This is a genomic window from Paenibacillus cisolokensis (genome assembly GCF_050481165.1).
Classification (GTDB): Bacteria; Bacillota; Bacilli; order Paenibacillales; family Paenibacillaceae; genus Paenibacillus_AH; species Paenibacillus_AH cisolokensis.
The window spans coordinates 1-19,883 of the sequence record NZ_JBCNFP010000014.1; the positions used below are offsets into that span (position 1 = coordinate 1).

The window sequence follows — 19,883 nt, forward strand, 5'->3', positions numbered from 1 at the left end:
AGGTTACTTTCCGATTTCATGATTAAATTTGAACCCTTCTCTGTTATTCTAAATTGTGCTAAAAATGTTAAATTCAAGACGTCCATTGCAAGAAAAAATCTCCATAATTAGGGTAGCAGGTAGTCCTGTCCAAATCCCTAATCATAGGAGATCACCATGGACAAGGATACACTACTTTCGTCATTTGGTAAATGGGTTGCACCCTTAAATGCAAAAATAATTTCCGACTGGACCACAGAAACCGGCGAAGACAAGTATGTGAAGAAGCTTACCACTCTAGCGTACCTTCTCATCTTCATGGACGCTCAGCTGAATCAGCGCAAGGCTTTGCGGGACATTGTCACCGAAATTGAGAATAACGAAGCCTTCCAGAAAGAACTCGGCATCACCTCCATCAGTATTTCGCAGCTTTCCAGGAAGAACAACAAGCTGTCGCCGGAACTTTTACAGCAGCTATTTGTCGATCTGGTCGCTCAGGTCACTCGCATTTGCACGCCTGCCGCTGGGCGAGTCGGTACGGTTAAACTGCTGGATTCCACGACCATGAGTCTGTGTCTTAGCAAGTACAAGTGGGCAACGTACCGGAAAACGAAAGCCGGCGTGAAACTCCACTTACGCGTGACCTTCTGTGATCCGGATACGGTCTATCCGGAGAAGGCCGTGCTCACTCCGGCCAAGCCGTCAGATCGCACCCAAATGGATGCACTCATCGATGAAACCGGCGCTACTTATGTATTTGACCGCGGCTACGTGGACTACGAGAAATACGACCAGTACTGCTGGGATGGGGTCTTCTTCGTTACTCGGTTGAAGGACAATGCTATTGTCGAAGTGATGGATGAATTTCCAACAACGGAAGGCTCGGTCATGACTCGGGATCGCATGGTGAAGATCGGCAAAGGGGCCAAACAGATGAAGCATGTTCTTCGCCTCATCGAAACCGTCGATTTAAAAGGAAATCCCATCCGAATCATAACGAACCGATTCGATCTGACCGCTGAAGAAATCGGCGACTTGTACCGCAATCGCTGGAAGATTGAAACCTTCTTCCGATGGTTGAAGCAGCATCTAAAGTTGACGCGATTCTACGGTGAAGATGAAAACGCCGTATGGAACCAGATCCTGATTTGCCTGATTAGTTACTGCCTTCTGCTCCTGATGAAACTGGAGCTCTCGACAACTAAGTCGCTGCTTGATCTAAGCCGACTACTAAAATCCAATCTCACCAAGTCGTGGGAAGTTTTCAAAGCGGCTGTATTTCGAAAACCAGCACGCACTTCGAAAGGTCGGCAGAAGGTCGTGAAGAGCTAAGGCAACGCAAAGCAAGAAAAGGTAATCAGCACCTTGAAATCCTAGATATTACCAAATGGACAATGACTGCCTTGCATGCATAGCCCCCTTAACTTTTTAGCCTATACGGCGGCAGGTCCGTTTTCAGAAAATTCTATAAACGATAGAAAAGCAATGTTTATGCAACGCTATTGATATCAAATAAAAAAAAGGGCATCACGCCTGTATCGCAGCGCAATACCCCATCCCAAAAATGAAATATGATTCAAGTTTGAAATGTCCGGTCAGGGACATAAATCCACTGATGACGGAATCACTTTAACTTGACATTCGTTGGACACCACATTGGTTCGGATGTTTCGGGCTCGAATGGTGATCGTTCCAGGTGCTGTTCCTTGTAGAATCATCAAACATCTTCCAAGATGGGTGGTGACATGATTTTTTTGATAATCTTCCACACTGTCGGGACTTCCGTTGTCAACGCCGAGAATTCGGCAGGGCCCGTCTACTTCAAAATCGATTCGCTCTTCCTGATTGGTGATCGCAAAACCTTGTTCGTCTACAAATTGAGCCGTCACATGTACGACGCTGTCCAGATCCGCCTTGACGCTATCTTTATCCGTTTGCAGCGCAATGCCATGAATTGAACCGACTGTATATATCGCTGTTTGAACCGTTTTACCGTCTTTCTTCCCGACGGCCTTCAATTCCCCTGGCTGAAAAGGTACAAGCCATTTATAGATACGGTCTTCAAATTCATGAAGATAACGAGTCCCGACCAGGGAATGGTTTAAATATAGAGAGACTTCATCACAATTCGAATAAACTTCGACAACAATCTGCTCTCCCGCGCGATAATTCCAGTGATGATTCACATCGTGCCAGAACCAAAGCCTTCGTTGCCAAGCCCCCTCTTCTTTTTCCTGCAAATCCCCGTCACGCAGTTCATACAGCGATTTTTCCAGTTGCTGTGTAACCATATGAATGTGAGGTTCATCGCTCCATAAGCTCTTGAACATATGGAATGCCGGTTTGGGAAAGCCAGCCAGGTCAATCAATCCAACATTGGAACTTTTGCGCGGCCACGGTTTCTGAACCGAAGCTTCGCCCAAATGGTCAATCCCTGTCCAAATAAAGGTGCCGGCAACAAATTCTCTTTCCAGAACCGCCTTCCATTCATGCCATTGTCCGACATTTTCTGTCCCCATGATCGGTTTATCGGGGTAATGTTCATGCCCATAATCATAAATGACTCTTCTGTAACTGTAACCTACCATATCCAATGCATCGATGTAGCCGGATTCGTAACTGGCACTTGGCAGAATGCAATTGGCGGTAACCGGCCTTGTCGTATCCAGTTCCCTGGTCCAATCCGCGAGTTTTTTGGCGGTTTTGCCGATATCGTACCCGTCTTCGGGAATTTTTCGGATATTTTCCCGGATTTGCTCTTTGCTGTTAGGCGGCAAGGTCCAGAAATAGTTGCCGCTGGCGTTCATGCCGAAATACCCGGTTGCCTCGTTGTATTTGGGATACGTCCACTCAATTTCGTTACCAATGCTCCATTGGATAATACATGGATGATTCCGGTCTCTTCGAACCGTATTTTGCAAATCTTCCTTCGCATATTCGCGGAAAAATTCGGCATGTCCCCTCGTAATATAGTCCACAAATTTTTCTTCTCCGTTTTTCCGCTTGTCTTTTGGATTATCCCATTCGTCAAAAAATTCTTCCTGAACCAAAAAACCCATTTCGTCACACAAATCCAGAAAGTCTTCCGACACCGGATTGTGCGCGGTCCGGATCGCATTGCAGCCCATGTCCTTCAACAATTCCAACCTTCTTCGCCAGACATCTCCAGGCACCGCTGCACCGACCAAACCCGCGTCATGATGCAGGCAAACCCCTTTGATCAACGTGCGCCGGCCGTTGAGAAAGAACCCTTTATCTTTATCAAAATAAAAGTCTCTTATACCAAAGGAAGTTTTCTCGCGTTGAATCACTTCACCACCAACGATAATGTCAACTTCCGCACGATACATGTTGGGTTGGTGGATATCCCACCGTTTGGGATATGGAACGGTAAATTCCATGCAGATCTCATCATGTTCATTCGGGCCAATGCGGTATGTGATGGATTGCGATGCAACTTGATTGCCGTGTGGATCAAAGATCTTTCCAATCAAATCGAAGTTCTGATCTTGATCCGAAGCGTTGGTGACCGTGATCTGTCCTTTGACTATCGCATGATCGTCACGGACAACCGGCGTTGAATAGAACGTTCCCCAAACCGGAATGTGGAGTTTTGGTAAAATATGCATAGACACTTTCCGATAAATACCGGATCCTGTGTACCAGCGGCTGTCCGCATATCGGGAATGATCCACTTTAACCGCAATGACATTATCCTCATGAACCGGGTTCAAAAAATCCGTGATGTCAACAACAAACGGAGAATAGCCGTAAGGATGGAACCGGAGTAATTTCCCATTGCAATAGACACTGGCTCGATTGTAAATACCGTCAAAATGAAGGTAGATTTTCTTACCCGCCATGTTCTCGTCGGTTACAAAATGTTTGCGGTACCAGGCGATTCCCCCCGGCAAATATCCTGTACAAGCTTCTCCTTTCTCTTGATCAAAAGACAGTTCCACACTCCAGTCGTGCGGAAGGGAAACGGTTCTCCAATCCGCATCGTTCGTCGCGGTCAAATGGGGCGCTTCCGGCTCGCCCAAAAAAAATTTCCAACCGATATTAAATGGTATGCCGCGCATCTTGATCCTCCTCTTTCACTCGCCAAATGATGATTCAGGCTCAACTTCCAGTATAAATTTGGCTACAGGTCCGGGATCGGACAACAATTTCTCAAAACAAGCTTTACCTTCTTCAAGCGGTACCTTTTCCATCCATTGATCGAGTTGAAGACCTTTCTCTGAAATCCATTTTAATGCGAAGTGGAAATCTGCAGGCGTGTATCCGAACGACCCGCGAAACGTCAATTCGTTGCGTATAAAGGAATTGATGGGTAATTGACTGTCGGCATGATGAAGTCCGGAAAAAACGACTGTTCCTCCCGGTCGCGTGTATTCGACACATTGCTGACGGGTCACTTCCAGCCCGACCGCATCCACGGATTTCCTGAAGCCGCGAACCGGTATTTGTTTCTTCAGTTGTTCCGCGTTAGCTGCCGGTATCCCTCCCATGGCCTTCACGATGGACAAACGGTCTTCATTCAAATCCATTACGACAACACGATTCACGCCATAGAGCTGCGCGACCCGCAACGTCAGCAAACCGATCGGCCCTGCTCCAATGATCAATAACGAATCATACGGTTTCAATTCCGCCAGAGCCGCGATTCGAACCGCGCAAGCGAATGGTTCAGTTAATGCGCCGTCATCCATCGGCACGTTTTCCTCAAGCGGCAGTACGTTACCAGATGGCACCCGCACATATTCCGCAAACGCCCCCGGCATTCCCGCGCCGATCAATACTCGTTTCTCGCAAAGATTGGCGTATCCGGACTGGCAATCCAGACACTTTCCGCACGATACCAACGGATTGGCGGTCACACGATCGCCAACTTGAAATGCAGTGACACCCTCACCAATCTCGGCGATCCTGCCCGCAAATTCATGCCCCATCACAAGCGGCGGTTTTCGCAGGGAATTTTGTCCCAGGTAACCGCTCAATTCGGAACCGCAAATGCCCACTTTTTGAACACGAACCAATACTTCACCTTTTTCTGGCCTTGGCACAGGAACTTGCCGCATGTTCAACTCTCGTGGGCCTTCATAAACCAATGCACACATCGTTTCCTTTACCATGGACGCTCGTCTATCCTCCCTTTTACAAGCAAAAGGCTTGAGTTGCAATGATGCTCACGTCCATTACCACTCTGCATAAGAGCCGTCTTCATGTCGCCATATCGGAGCATGCCAATCGTGCCCTTTTTTCGCTGCTTCTCTCACTTTTTCCTCATTCACTTCAATTCCCAATCCAGGCGCTGTCGGCAGCTCGACAAAACCCGTTTGATATGAAAATACTCCAGGATTTTTCAAGTAATCCAACAGATCTACATCAAAATTGTAGTGGATGCCCAGGCTTTGTTCCTGAATGACAAAGTTTGGTGTGCAGATGTTATGTTGAAAGCATGAAGCGAGCGCGATCGGGCCTAACGGGCAATGCGGCGCAACCGCGATGTCATACGCTTCCGCCATCGCGGAAATCTTCCTCGTTTCGAATATGCCGCCAGCGTGGGACAAATCCGGTTGAATAATATCAACATATCCTTGCTGCAACAGTTCTTTGAACCCCCACCGCGTATACATTCGCTCACCGGTAGCGATCGGGATCGTCGTCATTCTGGCAATTTCTCTTAACGCCTCTTGATGTTCCGGCAATACGGGTTCCTCAATAAACATCAACCTGAACGGTTCCAATTCTTTCACCAGGATTTTCGCCATCGTTTTGTGGACGCGACCATGAAAGTCAAGCGCAATACCAATGTCGGGACCGACTGCTTCCCGTACGGTTTGTACACGTTTTAATACCTGGTCAATCTTTTTATATGAATCGATATAATTCAGTTGCTCTGTCGCATTCATTTTGACAGCTTGATAACCGGATTGAATCTGTTTTTTCGCCTGCGACGAAAGATCCGCTTCGCTCGGACGATCTCCGCCGATCCAACCGTAAACTTTCACCTTGTCTCGAACCGCACCGCCAAGCAATTCATAGACTGGTGCTTTGAAATATTTCCCTTTAATATCCCACAGGGCTTGTTCAATTCCCGACAAAGCACTCATCAATACAGGCCCTCCGCGATAAAAGCCGCCCCGGTACAAAACCTGAAAGTGATCCTCGATCTTCAACGGATTTTTTCCGATCAAATAACTTTTCAGTTCTTCAACAGCCGCTTTTGTGGTCGCGGCTCTTCCTTCCAGAACAGGTTCACCCCAACCCGCGATTCCTTCATCTGTACTGATTTTCAGGAAAAGCCATCTCGGTTCGATTAAAAAAAGTTCCATATCTGTGATTTTCATTGATGAAACCTCCCGTGAAACGCCCGTTTCCCGGTGAAACGACCATTCAATTCGTGATGGATTCTCCATAATTGGTTGTATTTCGCTGTACGTGACGAACCGGCAATCGAACCGATTTTAATTTGGCCGCCATTTAATCCGACTGCAAGGTCAGCCAGCGTACAATCTTCCGTTTCCCCCGACCGGGCCGAAATCACCGTCAGAAGACCGGCTTCTTTGGCCAGCTTCACTGCCGCCACCGTTTCCGTCAGCGAACCGATCTGATTCATTTTCACCAAAACGGCATTTCCTGCTTTTAACGCAATCCCTTTTTGAATTCGCTGCGGATTGGTGGTGAACAAATCGTCTCCCACGAGTTGCACTTTGTCGCCGAGACGTTCGGTCAGCCGTGTCCATCCTGCCCAGTCTTCCTCTGCCAGACCGTCTTCAATGGAGAGAATCGGATATTTCTCCACCCAATTTTCCAATTTTTCGATCATTTGCTCCGAAGTCAGTTCCTGTTTGTCCGCACCTAACCGATATGTTCCGGATGACTCGTCATAAAAATGGGAAGAAGCCACATCCAGGGCAAAAGCTACTTCATCTTTCCGTTTGTATCCTGCGCTCTGCACCGACTCGCAAAGAATATCCAACGCTTCTTCATTGGAGGTCAAATGCGGTCCAAACCCTCCTTCATCAGCCAACAGACGTGATTGATAACCTTTGGCAGCAAGAATTTCCTGCGTTTTGAAATACACATCCGAGATCATCTGTAAAGCTTCCGGATAGCTCTTTGCGCCTACTGGCATGATTAAAAAATCTTGTATGTCGATATTTTTTCCAGCATGCAATCCGCCGCTGATGATATTGACCATTGGCAGTGGCAGCGAAGGTTGTGCATTCAAGTCGCCAAAGCGATCCGCCAGATATTGATAGAGCGGCAGACCTCGCTCCGACGCTTCTGCGTGTGCCGCTGCAAAAGAAACGCCGAGGATCGCGTTAGCGCCAAGTCTGGATTTGTTTTTCGTTCCGTCCAATTCGATCAAAGTGCGATCAATCCGTTCATGGTCTGCGGCGTCAAGCCCCGTGACCGCTTTTGCGATATCATGATTCACATGCGCAACCGCTTTGCTGACCCCTTTCCCGCGAAATCGGGATGGGTCCTGGTCACGAAGCTCCCATGCTTCAAATTTCCCGGTGGATGCGCCGGACGGAACCATCATGCGGCCTTTATGGCCACTCTCCAATGTGATATCCACTTCAATGGTTGGATATCCACGGGAATCGAGAATCTCACGCCCGACAACCTGTTTAATTTTGCCCATACGATTCTTTTCACCTCAAAGCATTCGCCATAGTCTCAAATGGATGAATTTCACTTTGATCCGATACCCACTGCTTCCCGATCCGCCGAATTTGATGTTTCAAATCGGGTTCTTTTACATATTCAACCCGAGATTGACCGTCAATTCTGGCCAACAACATGAGGCCGAGATGTCTCATGAAACTGTTCGGCCATTCTCCGTAAGCATCGAGAAAAGCTTTGATTAAATGTAACATGTCGTCTTTCTGATCCGACACAAAAGCTTTCAACAAAAGGTGCCCGGTACAAAAAGCAAGATCAAAGACCGGATTCCCCCAGTGTCCGGCTTCAAAATCCAACAAAATCAATTGGCTATCTTTGGCGACAAGAATGTTTTTAGGTGAAAAGTCACCGTGAACAAAGCATTTTTTTTCAGTTATCAACTCATGTTCCAAACGCTCAATTGCATCACCCAATTCCGGATATTTTGCGGCAATCGAGTGGTGAAACGGAACGATCCGCAATTCGTTCAAATACGTCAGATCTTTTAGTTCATCCACGATGGATGTTGAAATGGTACGGCTTTTTTCATGCATTTGTCGCAACAACGTGCCGACCGCTGCTGCCGTCTCTCGATCCAGCTTTCCTTCGAGCAATTGTGCTTTCCAGGGAACCGAACCTTCGGGTGCGCATGTCATCAGATAAGCATGGTTTTCCTGATCTCTCTGAAAGATCTTCGGTACCTGTTTAGACTCGAGAATTTGACCGACCGCAGACATGGCCAGCTGCTCTCGTTCGATACGTTTTACATCTGAAAACCACGCATCCTTTACTTTCAATTTTGGAAGCGCCTGCTTCAGTACCAAGCGCCCGGTTTCCGTAACAATTTTCCAAACCCTGCCGGAAACGCCTCCGCTCAATTCGTAAATTTCACAGGTTTCCGCCCTGTCGACCCATCTGTGTTCTTTCAAAAACCTCCTGACATCGTCAACTGTTTGAAGGACGTTCACATCGTTTCCTCCTCATGTAACATCACAATCTTTACCGTAGGTCTCGTTTTGTTTCTTAGCGACTGAAAAGCTTTTTCATAATCACGAATGGAAAAACGATGTGTGATGAGCGGAGAAATATTCAATTTACCCGTTGCAAGCCAATCCAAAACTTTGCTCCAGGAACTGATCGTATACGAAAAAACACCGTGAACCGTGATATCTTTTAACATGATATGGTCACTTTCCAATACCAACGGTTTGCCGGCACCGGCCACACCTTCCAACACAGCGTGACCGCCAGCACGAACCATCTCAATGCTCATTTTCACGGCTTGCTCGTTGCCGGAAGTTTCAAAAGAGACATCAACCCCTTGGCCGTTCGTCCAATCCATTACGCATTGGTCGATATCATCTTCTTTGCTGTTCAATACACAAGAAGCACCGAGTTCACGCCCCAAACCCAGTTGCAAACCATTTCGTCCGATCAGGCAAATCTCATCAACCCCGAGCACCTTTAACATCAGAACCGTTAACAAGCCAAGTGTCCCCGGTCCGATGACCGCCACTTTCATTCCCGGCTCGATGGGCGTTCGCATGATACCGCGCATCACCGTTGCGGCAGGTTCCACCAACACCGCTTCCTCAAAGGAGAGATGATCCGGTATGCGATGAACATGCCGGGCAGGCACCGTCACCAGGCTTGCTCCACCTCCGGGACGGGTAAAACCCAGTTGGTCATATTCCTCACAAAGATTGGTTCGTCCTTGTCTGCACATGGAACAGCTTCCGCAAGACATCAGTCCTTCCGCGACGACACGATCACCCGGTTTGATTCCCTTTACTTCGCTTCCGGTTTCAACCACAACACCGCTCCATTCATGGCCGGGAACGACAGGGTAAGTCACGTATTCCTCGGAAACTTTCCCTTCCAGGATTTCCAGATCCGTTCCGCATATCCCGACCGCTTTGGACTTTATCCTGACATCGTACGGTCCCATCGATTGAGGCTTGATGTCGTCCAATCTGATTTCATGCGGTTTCGGGATTACCAATGCTTGCATCTTCTATTCTCCTTTCATCACATTCTTCAAAACCCCCAGTTTTTCGATTTCTACCGTTACCTCGTCGTTCGGTTTGAGCCAAACTTGTCGTTCTTCCGGATAACCGGCAATCACGCCTTCAGGTGTTCCGGTCAAGATGAGATCGCCCGGCTCCAACGTCATATAACGGGATATGTAACTGATCAGTTCAGGTACACTGAATATCATGTCTTTCGTATTGGAAGATTGCCTGATTTCTCCATTGAGTTTCAGGCTGATTTCCAACTGATTCGGATCTCCCACTTCGTCGGCGGTAACCAGATACGGGCCGACCGGACAAAACCCATCCAAAACTTTGCCAAGCATCCATTGACCGGTCCGCATTTGCAAATCACGGGCAGACAAATCATTGACGTTGCAATAACCAAATACGATACTCAGCGCCTCTTCTTCACGGACATCTTTCGCTTTTTTCCCGATTACAACCCCAAGTTCCGCTTCGTAATCAAATTTTTCCGCACATCCGGGTAACGGGATTTCCGCCAAATGCCCGCTTAAACCGTTTGAATACTTGTTAAACAGAACGGGATACGCTGGAACCGGCATTTTCGCTTCCTCAGCATGTTTCTTGTAATTTAGCCCGACACAAATGATTTTTTTGCCAACAGGAACACACGGTTCGTAAGTGATCTCTTTTTCATCGATCTTTTTTCCCTTGTTTTTTTCTCTTTCTTTCGCCAGATCAACCTCACCTGAGATCACTTGATCTAAACGAGCAGACAAGGGCAGGATGCCATTTTCTTCCACAATTCCGCATTTTTTGACGCCCAGATGTTGAAATTGCACAATCCGCATGATGAATGCCTCCTGGTTTTCTTTATTTCAATTACAGATATCAAGCCGGTGATGTGGATATTTCCATGAGCAATGAAAATAGGGATGCCGTTCGGCTAACACTGCCGTCCGGAATCAAAATAACCTCCGTTACATCATAACTCTCGTTACATCACGAACATTCCAATACTGGATTACTCCAACTCCCACAATTCCGGGTTATACCGATAGTAACTATGTCCATATTCTTCCCGGCGTTTCGCACTTTCGTTAAGGTGTTCCATGATGACTTGCTTGATTTTCGCCTGATCTCCGATTAACAATTGATATTCATTCGTCGATAAGATCGCTTTTTCCCGATTGACGATGCTGAGGCGAACGACAAAATGACCGGTTGCGCCGATGTCAATCAACCATCTGATTTTTCCATATTCGCGAGAGCTATCGGGCTCAACGTCCGCTGTCACGCTTCCGCGCTCAACAATCTGTCCTTTATGGTCGATCACTTCCCATTCAATCTGTACATCTTCATAAGCGTGATGATAATCATTGATAACCCATATATTTCCTTCAAACCATTCACCGGCTTTCCAGCGTCTGCGAGAAAATTCCAGGCTCGGCAACAACGGTTGATAGCTGCGTTTCACATAATCGTAACTGAGTTTCTTTTTGCCATAATAATCCACGATTCCCCACTTGATGTCCGGCCAGTGGGTGATAAAGTGACAGAACGAAACACCGCTCATCCTCGGTTTGCGTCTGCGATAGAGTTCAAGGGCGTATTGCAGCACTGTCCCTTGCGCGATCTGCGTGGACTCGACGAATTCTTCAAGTGAAGACATTCGCTTGTCGCCAAATACCTCAATATTGAGTCCCTGTAAAATATCGATATCCGCCCAATGATAACCCCAACTCGGCCCTGGCGGCCAAAGTTCATCTTCAGGAATAAATTTTCGCAGACTTTCAATGGAAGGAGCTGACGCTGCGGTCAATTCCGGAATGATGGCACAATCCAAGGAGGGGTAGAATTCTTCCATCAATTGTCTACCGCCACCGTAATAATGTTCGTTGGCATGTTGAGATTCTTTCGGCTTGAATCCCATTTTTTGACCAAACTCATTGCTCAACGGTGATGCCAGACCATAAGGAACGGACGTATGCTCGGCCACCGCTTTTCCGACAGCTTCCATCAACTCCAGATTGCCGCTTTCCACATGCGCATCGGTAAAAAACACCTCTTCTCCACCCATCCAGAAAATATTGGAGGGATGATTGCGGCGTTGTTTGACAATTTCCGCACATTCCTTCGTAACGGATTCCACAAAAGACGGTTCATTCGAAAACGCCTGTGTTGAAAAGGTGAAATTCGTCCAGACGGTAATGCCCAATTCATCACATAGGCGGTAAAACTTCGGAATTTCCGGAGGATGCCAACCGAATATCCGCAGATTGTTGATGTTCGCTTCTCTGACGAGTCGCAAACGGTGTTCGTATTTTTTGTCATTGTTCCGGCCATACAAGAAAGAAGGCTGGCCTCCCCAACAAGCGGAACGCAGAAAATGCCGTTTCCCGTTGATGAAAAATGTCCATGGATATTCCGACTCTTCCGGTGTAAAACCTGGATTCATCTCCATCCGAATTTCCCGAATCCCGATCCGATCGCTGATTCGGTCGATTTCTTTTCCTTCCTGATGCAATGTAAGATCCAACGTATACAGATTCGGATTCCCCAAATCCCATGGCCACCACAATTTCGCATCTTTCACTTCCACATCCAATTCCACGATCTGAATCCCGGGTTTAACGGTTTTCTCGACCATGGCACCAAAGCATTCACTTGTAAACTGATAACCTTCCAATTCCGCCCGAATCCCGACTGTTTGCGGTTTGTCCGTCATGTTGTTGACTTCTACTTGCAGTTGGACAACCGCATCTTTCTCTCCGATTTTATACTCTGTCCGGAACTGTTCGATTTTTACGTCATCCGTTGCGATCAGGCGAACCGGCCGCCAAATGCCGAAAGGAATCAATCCGGTGAAGTAATCTCCCGAAAAATTGACTTTCTTTCCACCGACATTTCGGAAATTCTTTGGAGGCGGATCCAGTTTGACAACTACCTGGTTGGAGCCTCCCGCCCAATGGTCATAATTCAACAAGTGTCCTACTTCAAAGCGAAAAGAAGAAAACATCCCTTCATGGCTTCCCAACTGATGACCGTTCAACCATACCGTACAGCTGTAGTCCACACCTTCAAATTCCAGGAAAATCCGTTTTCCTTTCATTCCTTCGTCCACATTGAACCGGCGAACATACCACCATTCGTATTCCTGAACCCACTTCGCCTTGTGCATGTTTCTCCCGAAATACGGGTCTTCGATCTCACCCGCTCGTTGCAAATCCGTGTAAACATCCCCCGGAACAGAAGCGAAATTCCAGCTGAACATGGTGCCTTGGCGTTCAGCTGGCAAAACATGAAATCCTTCCTGTTCTCCCTGGCCGATACGCATTTTTTCCATTTGCCATAATTTTCCACAAAGATCCTGGATCATTCTTGCCATAACGTTTCGCCCCCATAACACAACGTTTCAGCCTGAGCCCTCAGGCTGAAACGTTGCACGTTTCTCGTAATATTATTGTGCACTCAGGAACCTGTCGTATGCTTGTTGATGTACTGCAAGCAGATCATCGAGTCCCATATTCTTCAGGTTATTGAGATATTCATCCCATTCTTCCTCGACCGTTCCTTCAAGCATCCATCTTGCGCTGGATTCCATAACATAACTGTTGATATCCGTTGAAAGAAGTTTGATTTGCTCGCTTTCTTCCGGTGAATACAAGATGCCCGGAAGCGTCTCGGATGTCATATATGGCAAATAATTTTCCTTGATCGTGTCAATTTTTTCTTTATCCTTTTCTGTCAAAGCCAATCTGCTGCCGTAAGTGTCAGCCTGGATCGCATAAGGCGCTTCCACCGGTGCCTTTTTAAACACGTACTCGTCGATCGTCATGCCTTCAGGCGGATCGTTCAGAACAAGTTGACCATCCTTCTCTACCAGCGTCAGACCGATTGGCCCCCATCCGGCTTCGATGGATGTGTCCGGATGATAGTGGAGGTCGATCCAGCGCATAGTCAGCTCCGGATGTTCATTTACACTGGTCACGGAAAATGCAGTCGGATTTACACCCATATTATTCCACATGGCTTTTCTCCAGACGCGATCTCCGTTCGGTCCCTCAAGAGCGGGAACAGCCACATAGTTATCGCTTAACTCTGCACCAACAACACTGAAGGGCAGCCAAGCGAAAAATCCGCCCAAACGATCAGCTTTACCTATCAACTGGGAGTTATCCTGAGTCAGACTTTCTTTATCGAACAATCCGTCAGCAAAGAACTTATGGAAATATTTGATCGCTTCCTTATATTCCGGCTCTTGCGCTGAAAATACCACCTTACCATCTTCTACAAACAGATGGTTACTCCAATCAGCTCGTCCAAATGCGCCAAACAGCGAACCAATTCCTTGAGTGTTATAATGTATATGGTTGTATACAAATGAGAACGGAATCTCGTCAGGTTCGCCGTTTCCATTCGGGTCTTGTGTTTTGAACGCCATCAATACATCATACAGTTCCTCGGTTGTCGTCGGAACTTCAAGACCCAAGTTGTCCAGCCAAACTTTATTCAGGAACATCATGTCAGGCGAAAGCCAAAGCATCAGTTCCCGGATATTCGGCAGCGAGTAAATGTGACCGTCTGGTGCTGTGATGACGCTCCGGTACGTCGGATTTTCTTCCAGAAGCTTATACAAGTTGGGCATAATGTCTTCGGTGATGTAATCTTCAAGTGGAATCAATGCACCTTCTGCGCCATATTTGATAACATCGTTATCCTGTAAAATAAGGTTGCCATAAAACGCATCCGGCAAATCATTGGTGCCCAAAATCAGGTTCCGTTGTTCTTCACAAGCGGAGTAATCGATGTCGTCCCAGTCGATTTTAACATTGGTTTTTTCTTCTAGTTGTTTGAAGAATTCCATTTCTTCATAAGGCCCGTTGTTCGGATGCTTACAAGCCACCATTTTGATTGTAACGGGTTCCTTCAACGGAAATGAAAATTCTTCAGTAGTGGAATCCGAGTTGTTTCCACTGTTGTCGGAAGCCATGTTGTTGGGATTGTTTGCGCTGTTTTCAGCTCCGTTATTGTTGCTGCCGCAAGCAGCCAACACTGTCGTGATCACCAATATCAACGACAGAAGAATGAAAAGCTTCTTCTTCATTTTTTGACCTCCCGAATTTCTTTCATACTAGTTTCAGATTATATATGGCAAACGCCGTCCGCTTCTTAGGTTTTCATCACCCCCTTAACAGAGTCATCTTCGTTTTGTCATCAGGAAAATTATCCCTTGATGCTGCCGATCAATACCCCTTGCACGAAATATTTTTGTAAGAACGGATATAACACAAGCATTGGTAACGCTCCCATAATAATGACCCCATACTTGATCAATTCACCAGCCCTAACTTGATCACCGAGTGACGACAAATCCATAATCATATCCGTCGAGATCTGATTTTGAATCAGTATATTTCGCAACACGAGTTGCAACGGATAAAGTTCATCACTTCGCAAATAGATGAGCGCGTTCAAAAACGCATTCCAGTGTCCCACTCCATAGAACAGGATCATAACGGCGACCAGCGCTTTGGAGATCGGTATTGCGATATGCAAGAAAAACCGGATATCAGAACATCCGTCAATTTTTGCCGATTCCAACAACTCGTCAGGAATGGTCTGTTGAAAAAACGTTCTGGCAATAATCAAATTCCATGCCCCGACGGCATTCGGAATAACCATTGCCCATATGGTGTCTACCATGTTTAACGATTTTACGGTCAAATATGTCGGAATGAGCCCCCCCGAAAAAAACATGGTGAACGTGATAAACAACATCAGGGCATTTCTTCCGCCCATGTCTTTTCTGGAAAGTGCATAAGCAGCCGGCAAAGTCAGCAAAACATTTATAGAAGTTCCCAATATGAGATACACAAATGAATTCTTGTATCCAAGCCATAATGTTTCACTTTGTAATATTCGTTTGTAACCTTCAAAATTTATTTCCTTGGGCCAAAGCCAGGATTGTTGAATCGCCGTAGGATCCGTAAACGAAGCGATCACGATAAAATAAAGCGGATACATAATCAGAATCAACCAAATCGAAATGATCCCCATGTTTATAAAGTCAAACCATTTATCCGCTGTGGTTCGTTTAAACATGTCATCCCCCCCTTTTACCACAACGAAGTGCTTGTCAATTTCTTCGCTGTTTGATTGACGATTAACAGCAGAGCAAAATTAATTAGCGAGTTGAATAAGCCAACGGCCGTCGTAAAACTGTACTGTCCTTGAAGCACCCCGTTTTTGTAAACATAAGTTGCAATCACTTCTGATGCTGACAAATTCAAGGATGTCTGTAGCAACAACACTTTCTCAAATCCGATGCTCATGAGGTTCCCGATACTTAAAATGAGCAAGATTACCATGGTCGGCATAATACTTGGAATATCAATGTGAATGATGCGATGAAACTTGTTGGCTCCATCCACCACCGCCGACTCATGAAGTTCGGGGTTAACCCCGGCTAATGCGGCCAAATAAATGACGGTTCCAAAACCTGCATTTTGCCAGATGTCCGAAAGTACATAGACCGGCCTGAACCATCCCGGATCTCCCATAAAATTTATGGGTTCCCCTCCAAGAAGAACGATGATTTTGTTCACCATCCCTGTACTTTCTGACAAAAACAGAAAGATGATCCCCGCCATGACGACAGTTGATATAAAGTGAGGAGCGTAAACAACGGTTTGCGAAAAACGCTTGAATTTTTTATTCATCAGTTGGTTGAGCATCAATGCCAAAATAATTGGCACGGGAAAACCAACGATCAATTGAAGCAAATTGAGATAAATCGTATTTAAAATCAGTCTTTCAAACTGGAACGAATTGAAAAATCGTTCAAAATGATCGAATCCAATCCAGGGGCTTCCCCAAATTCCTTCCGTCGCCATATATTTTTTGAATGCGATCTGGACCCCGTACATCGGGTAATAATGAAAGATGAGATAATACACGACAACCGGAAGCACAAACAAATACAACTGGTAGTTTCTCAAAAGCTTTTTTGCCACAAAACACCTCTCCTTTTGTAAGCATTTACATTTCTGTCTCTAAGAAAGAACAAAATGATGCGCAATGATCTCTCATCGCCCCATCCATCCGCCATCAACGGTCAGGATTGTTCCGTTTACATAATTCGATGCGGAGGACGCCAGAAAAACAACAGCTCCTTTCAAATCATCCGTAGTTCCCCATCTTCCCGCTGGAATGCGGGACAAGATTGCTTCATATCTGACCGGATCTTGCCGCAGTTGCTCAGTGTTATCCGTTTCGATATAGCCCGGTGCGATTGCATTGACTTGTACTCCCTTGCTGGCCCACTCATTGGCCAAAGCCATCGTCAATTGACCGATTCCACCCTTGCTGGCAGCATAACCCGGAACATTGATTCCGCCTTGGAACGTAAGCAATGAAGCCGTAAAAATGATCTTTCCGCTCCCGCGTTTCAACATCTCTTTTCCGATCTCCTGAGATAATACAAACTGAGAATTCAGGTTGACTTCTACTACATGATCCCACCATTCAACGGGATGTTCAGCCGCAGGTTTCCGCCGGATGGTTCCAGCATTATTCACTAAAATATCGATAGCGTTGTGTTCGTTTTTCACTTTTTCAATAAATTGATACAACGCGTTTCGGTCACTGAAATCACAAGCATATGCCGAAAAATTCCGCCCCGCTTTTTTTACATCTTGCGCCACTTGACTCCCGGATTCTTCCAGCGTTGCGCTTACTCCGATGATATCTGCACCCGCTTCTGCCAGTGCAACAGCCATCGCTCTTCCAATCCCTCTTTTGCATCCGGTAACCAACGCCGTTTTCCCATCCAGTCGAAATTTGTCGATAATGCTCATTTTTAAACCCCCACACAAAATCAATGGATAATCGATATCGGATGACCAATTACGCTTGATGCAGCTGAATCAGCACTTTCATGACATTTCCGCCTGTTTCCATCTGCTCAAATCCATTTTTGATTTGATTGAGCGGATACACTTCCGTAATTAATCGATCTAACGGCAACTCACCGGAAGTGGCCAATTGAATCGCTTTATCAAAATCTTCATTTTCATACACTCTTGCTCCAAACAATTGCAGTTCTCTCCAGAAAAACCGATGAAGGTCTACCGGTACCGCTTTGTTGAAAATCCCGACAATGACGATTTTTCCTCTTGTTCGGGGAAGTTCTGTCATCACTTCCGCTCCGGCCGTCGAAGAAGTGACTTCAAAAACGACATCAGCCCCTCTTCCCCGGGTTTTTTCGGTTATATATTCGGTCAGATTCGTTTCCTTGGGATTGCATGTTTCCATTCCTAAATCTTGCAACATTCTGATCCGATGCGGATTAATTTCGGATACAACCACTTCAGCGCCTGCCGAACGAGCGACCAGTGCAATCAATGTTCCGATAGGCCCGCCGCCAATGACGACGACTTGATCCCCTTGCCTTACTTGTCCAATTCGGATATCATGACATGCAACCGCCAACGGTTCGATCAGAGCACCATATTTAAGATCCAAATCGTCCGGCAACCGCCGAAGCGTGTTTTCCGGAACGACCCAGTATTCTTGAAAGGCACCCGGTGTCTCGATCCCCATAAACTTTAAATAATGACAGATATGCGAAAATCCATCTTTGCAAGCCGGGCACTGACCACATGAGATCAACGGCATCACGGTCACTCTGTCACCAGGTTTAAACTGATGAACCCCTTCACCAACCCGAGACACAACGCCGGACATTTCATGTCCCATGACATGCGGAGTGGAAACTCTATTGTTCATATGACCATGAAATATATGAAGATCCGTTCCGCAAATTCCGGCGTACGCCACTTTGATTTCCACTTCACCCGCACCTGGATTTATCCGTTCCCTATCATCGATGCGAAGCTTCCTTTCCCCTTCGTAAAATACTGCTTTCATCATTGACCGCCTTTCCGTCGAAATGGCTATCTCAAAATTCAATTTTGTATGGTTTCAACGCATCCCATTGAAACTCAACACCGATACCCGGTACATCCGGAGCTACCGCCCTACCTTCTTTAAGCACCAGGGGGCGAGTGGTATACTGATCAATCGGGAAACTGTGAACTTCCATATAACCCGCATTCGGAATGCCGGACATTAAACTGACATGAAGTTCTTGCATACCGTGCGTACAGACCGGCAAATTATAGGCGTACGCCAAATTCGCCACTTTCATCCACCCGGTTATCCCTCCGATGTTTGAAGCATCTGGTTGAGGAAAATCGATCTTGCCCCGGGTAATCATATTGACAAATTCATAGATCGTGTGAAAGTTTTCCCCAGCTGCAATCGGCAATCCACCTTCTGCTCCAATTCGCCGATACCCTTCATAATCATCGGGGATCGTCGGTTCTTCCAACCAATAAATATCATAAGGCTGGAGTAGTCTGGCAGCTTTAATGGCCGTTTCCACAGACCATTTCATGTTTGCATCCACCATAAAAACTACATCAGAACCGATTAAATGCCGTACCGCTTCCACACGTTCGATGTCTTCTTTCAGCTGATCTCGTCCAAGTTTGATCTTGACTGCCTGAAACCCTTTGTCGAGGTAACCTTGAATGTTATTTAACAACTTATCCTTGCTAAAATTCAAATCAATCGCGCCTGCGTACGCTCTCGTCGACGTATTATTCCCGCCAACCATTTTCCATAACGGCTCTTCCATCAATTTACCTCTAAGATCCCACAGGGCGATGTCGATCGCCGAAATCGCAAACGAAGCGATTCCTCCTCTTCCGACGTAATGGACTTTCCAATTCATTTCTTCCCAAATCTTTTCAATACAATCGGCATCTTTCCCTAACAGGAAAGGTTTCAAATCGTATTCCACCATTTGACAAATCGCTCTTCCGCCAACACCGCCCGTGTAGGTATAACCAATTCCAGTCGTCCCATTCTCCAGGGAAAGCTGAACCACAATCAACTCAAAATGAGAATGAATACCGTGTCGGGCATCGCCTAAATTTTCCTTTAAAGGGATTCGGTAATAGTTTGTGCGAAAGTCGCTTATTCGTTTATATTTCATTGTTTAACTCCTCGTTATACAACTTTTAACTCCTCGGTATACAACGATGTAATTCGTTCCGATTAATTAAATATTATATTTTGATCATGCATATGTCAATATATTTCGGAATTATGTTTCATTTTATTTTTTTGTCATCAATTTTATATTAACTGGACAGTGAAAAGTTT

Annotated in this window: 15 protein-coding genes; 1 reads left to right on the forward strand and 14 read right to left on the reverse strand. The window is 46.2% G+C overall.

Going from position 1 to position 19,883, the window contains the following annotated elements; genetic code table 11:
* Window positions 1-156 precede the first annotated feature (156 nt).
* Complete coding sequence (locus tag ABEV74_RS02090) at window positions 157-1,311, forward strand: IS4 family transposase (RefSeq protein ID WP_430143111.1); 1,155 nt, start codon at window positions 157-159, stop codon at window positions 1,309-1,311.
* A 263-nt stretch (window positions 1,312-1,574) separates the two neighbouring features.
* Here the strand turns inward: ABEV74_RS02090 and ABEV74_RS02095 are convergent, their stop codons facing one another.
* The 14 genes from ABEV74_RS02095 to ABEV74_RS02160 form a co-directional block, all read right to left on the reverse strand.
* Window positions 1,575-4,061, reverse strand: a complete 2,487-nt coding sequence (locus ABEV74_RS02095; RefSeq protein ID WP_430143113.1) for a glycoside hydrolase family 2 TIM barrel-domain containing protein — start codon at window positions 4,059-4,061, stop codon at window positions 1,575-1,577.
* Between the two features lie 15 nt (window positions 4,062-4,076).
* Window positions 4,077-5,114, reverse strand: a complete 1,038-nt coding sequence (locus tag ABEV74_RS02100; RefSeq protein WP_430143114.1) for a zinc-dependent alcohol dehydrogenase — start codon at window positions 5,112-5,114, stop codon at window positions 4,077-4,079.
* A gap of 63 nt (window positions 5,115-5,177) precedes the next feature.
* The gene (dgoD, locus tag ABEV74_RS02105; RefSeq protein ID WP_430143116.1) at window positions 5,178-6,332 is read right to left on the reverse strand and encodes a galactonate dehydratase; all 1,155 of its coding nucleotides are present in this window, start codon (window positions 6,330-6,332) and stop codon (window positions 5,178-5,180) included.
* Window positions 6,329-7,636: a phosphopyruvate hydratase gene (eno, locus tag ABEV74_RS02110; RefSeq protein WP_430143118.1), complete on the reverse strand. Its 1,308-nt coding sequence runs from the start codon at window positions 7,634-7,636 to the stop codon at window positions 6,329-6,331. The genes dgoD and eno overlap by 4 nt, the downstream gene beginning before the upstream one ends.
* Before the next feature lie 10 nt (window positions 7,637-7,646).
* The gene (locus ABEV74_RS02115) at window positions 7,647-8,624 is read right to left on the reverse strand and encodes a phosphotransferase family protein (protein ID WP_430143120.1); all 978 of its coding nucleotides are present in this window, start codon (window positions 8,622-8,624) and stop codon (window positions 7,647-7,649) included.
* Complete coding sequence (locus ABEV74_RS02120) at window positions 8,621-9,667, reverse strand: zinc-dependent alcohol dehydrogenase (protein ID WP_430143122.1); 1,047 nt, start codon at window positions 9,665-9,667, stop codon at window positions 8,621-8,623. Before ABEV74_RS02120 ends, ABEV74_RS02115 begins: the two co-directional genes overlap by 4 nt.
* Window positions 9,668-9,670: 3 nt before the next feature.
* Window positions 9,671-10,501, reverse strand: a complete 831-nt coding sequence (locus ABEV74_RS02125; protein ID WP_430143124.1) for a fumarylacetoacetate hydrolase family protein — start codon at window positions 10,499-10,501, stop codon at window positions 9,671-9,673.
* 173 nt (window positions 10,502-10,674) lie between these two features.
* A complete protein-coding gene (locus tag ABEV74_RS02130) occupies window positions 10,675-13,038 on the reverse strand; it encodes a beta-mannosidase (protein ID WP_430143126.1) in 2,364 nt (787 codons plus the stop codon).
* Between the two features lie 72 nt (window positions 13,039-13,110).
* Window positions 13,111-14,757: an extracellular solute-binding protein gene (locus ABEV74_RS02135; protein ID WP_430143128.1), complete on the reverse strand. Its 1,647-nt coding sequence runs from the start codon at window positions 14,755-14,757 to the stop codon at window positions 13,111-13,113.
* A gap of 119 nt (window positions 14,758-14,876) precedes the next feature.
* On the reverse strand, window positions 14,877-15,755 hold the full coding sequence (locus ABEV74_RS02140) for a carbohydrate ABC transporter permease (RefSeq protein WP_430143130.1): 879 nt from the start codon (window positions 15,753-15,755) through the stop codon (window positions 14,877-14,879).
* 14 nt (window positions 15,756-15,769) lie between these two features.
* Window positions 15,770-16,666: an ABC transporter permease gene (locus tag ABEV74_RS02145; protein WP_430143132.1), complete on the reverse strand. Its 897-nt coding sequence runs from the start codon at window positions 16,664-16,666 to the stop codon at window positions 15,770-15,772.
* Window positions 16,667-16,738: 72 nt separating this feature from the next.
* Window positions 16,739-17,509 carry an SDR family oxidoreductase gene (locus tag ABEV74_RS02150; RefSeq protein ID WP_009225681.1) on the reverse strand — a complete coding sequence of 257 codons (771 nt, stop codon included), beginning with the start codon at window positions 17,507-17,509 and terminating at the stop codon, window positions 16,739-16,741.
* A 49-nt stretch (window positions 17,510-17,558) separates the two neighbouring features.
* Window positions 17,559-18,584, reverse strand: a complete 1,026-nt coding sequence (locus ABEV74_RS02155; RefSeq protein WP_430143134.1) for a zinc-dependent alcohol dehydrogenase — start codon at window positions 18,582-18,584, stop codon at window positions 17,559-17,561.
* A 28-nt stretch (window positions 18,585-18,612) separates the two neighbouring features.
* Window positions 18,613-19,713 (reverse strand): mandelate racemase/muconate lactonizing enzyme family protein, encoded by a 1,101-nt coding sequence (locus ABEV74_RS02160; RefSeq protein ID WP_009225679.1) that lies wholly within the window; start codon window positions 19,711-19,713, stop codon window positions 18,613-18,615.
* Window positions 19,714-19,883: the final 170 nt, after the last annotated feature.

Excerpts from the sequence above, each read along its gene's own strand:
- ABEV74_RS02090 (WP_430143111.1), top strand. The coding sequence starts at position 157 with ATGGACAAGGATACACTACTTTCGTCATTTGGTAAATGGGTTGCACCC.
- ABEV74_RS02095 (WP_430143113.1), bottom strand. The coding sequence starts at position 4,061 with ATGCGCGGCATACCATTTAATATCGGTTGGAAATTTTTTTTGGGCGAG.
- ABEV74_RS02100 (WP_430143114.1), bottom strand. The coding sequence starts at position 5,114 with ATGGTAAAGGAAACGATGTGTGCATTGGTTTATGAAGGCCCACGAGAG.
- dgoD (WP_430143116.1), bottom strand. The coding sequence starts at position 6,332 with ATGAAAATCACAGATATGGAACTTTTTTTAATCGAACCGAGATGGCTT.
- eno (WP_430143118.1), bottom strand. The coding sequence starts at position 7,636 with ATGGGCAAAATTAAACAGGTTGTCGGGCGTGAGATTCTCGATTCCCGT.
- ABEV74_RS02120 (WP_430143122.1), bottom strand. The coding sequence starts at position 9,667 with ATGCAAGCATTGGTAATCCCGAAACCGCATGAAATCAGATTGGACGAC.
- ABEV74_RS02125 (WP_430143124.1), bottom strand. The coding sequence starts at position 10,501 with ATGCGGATTGTGCAATTTCAACATCTGGGCGTCAAAAAATGCGGAATT.
- ABEV74_RS02130 (WP_430143126.1), bottom strand. The coding sequence starts at position 13,038 with ATGGCAAGAATGATCCAGGATCTTTGTGGAAAATTATGGCAAATGGAA.
- ABEV74_RS02135 (WP_430143128.1), bottom strand. The coding sequence starts at position 14,757 with ATGAAGAAGAAGCTTTTCATTCTTCTGTCGTTGATATTGGTGATCACG.
- ABEV74_RS02140 (WP_430143130.1), bottom strand. The coding sequence starts at position 15,755 with ATGTTTAAACGAACCACAGCGGATAAATGGTTTGACTTTATAAACATG.
- ABEV74_RS02150 (WP_009225681.1), bottom strand. The coding sequence starts at position 17,509 with ATGAGCATTATCGACAAATTTCGACTGGATGGGAAAACGGCGTTGGTT.
- ABEV74_RS02155 (WP_430143134.1), bottom strand. The coding sequence starts at position 18,584 with ATGATGAAAGCAGTATTTTACGAAGGGGAAAGGAAGCTTCGCATCGAT.
- ABEV74_RS02160 (WP_009225679.1), bottom strand. The coding sequence starts at position 19,713 with ATGAAATATAAACGAATAAGCGACTTTCGCACAAACTATTACCGAATC.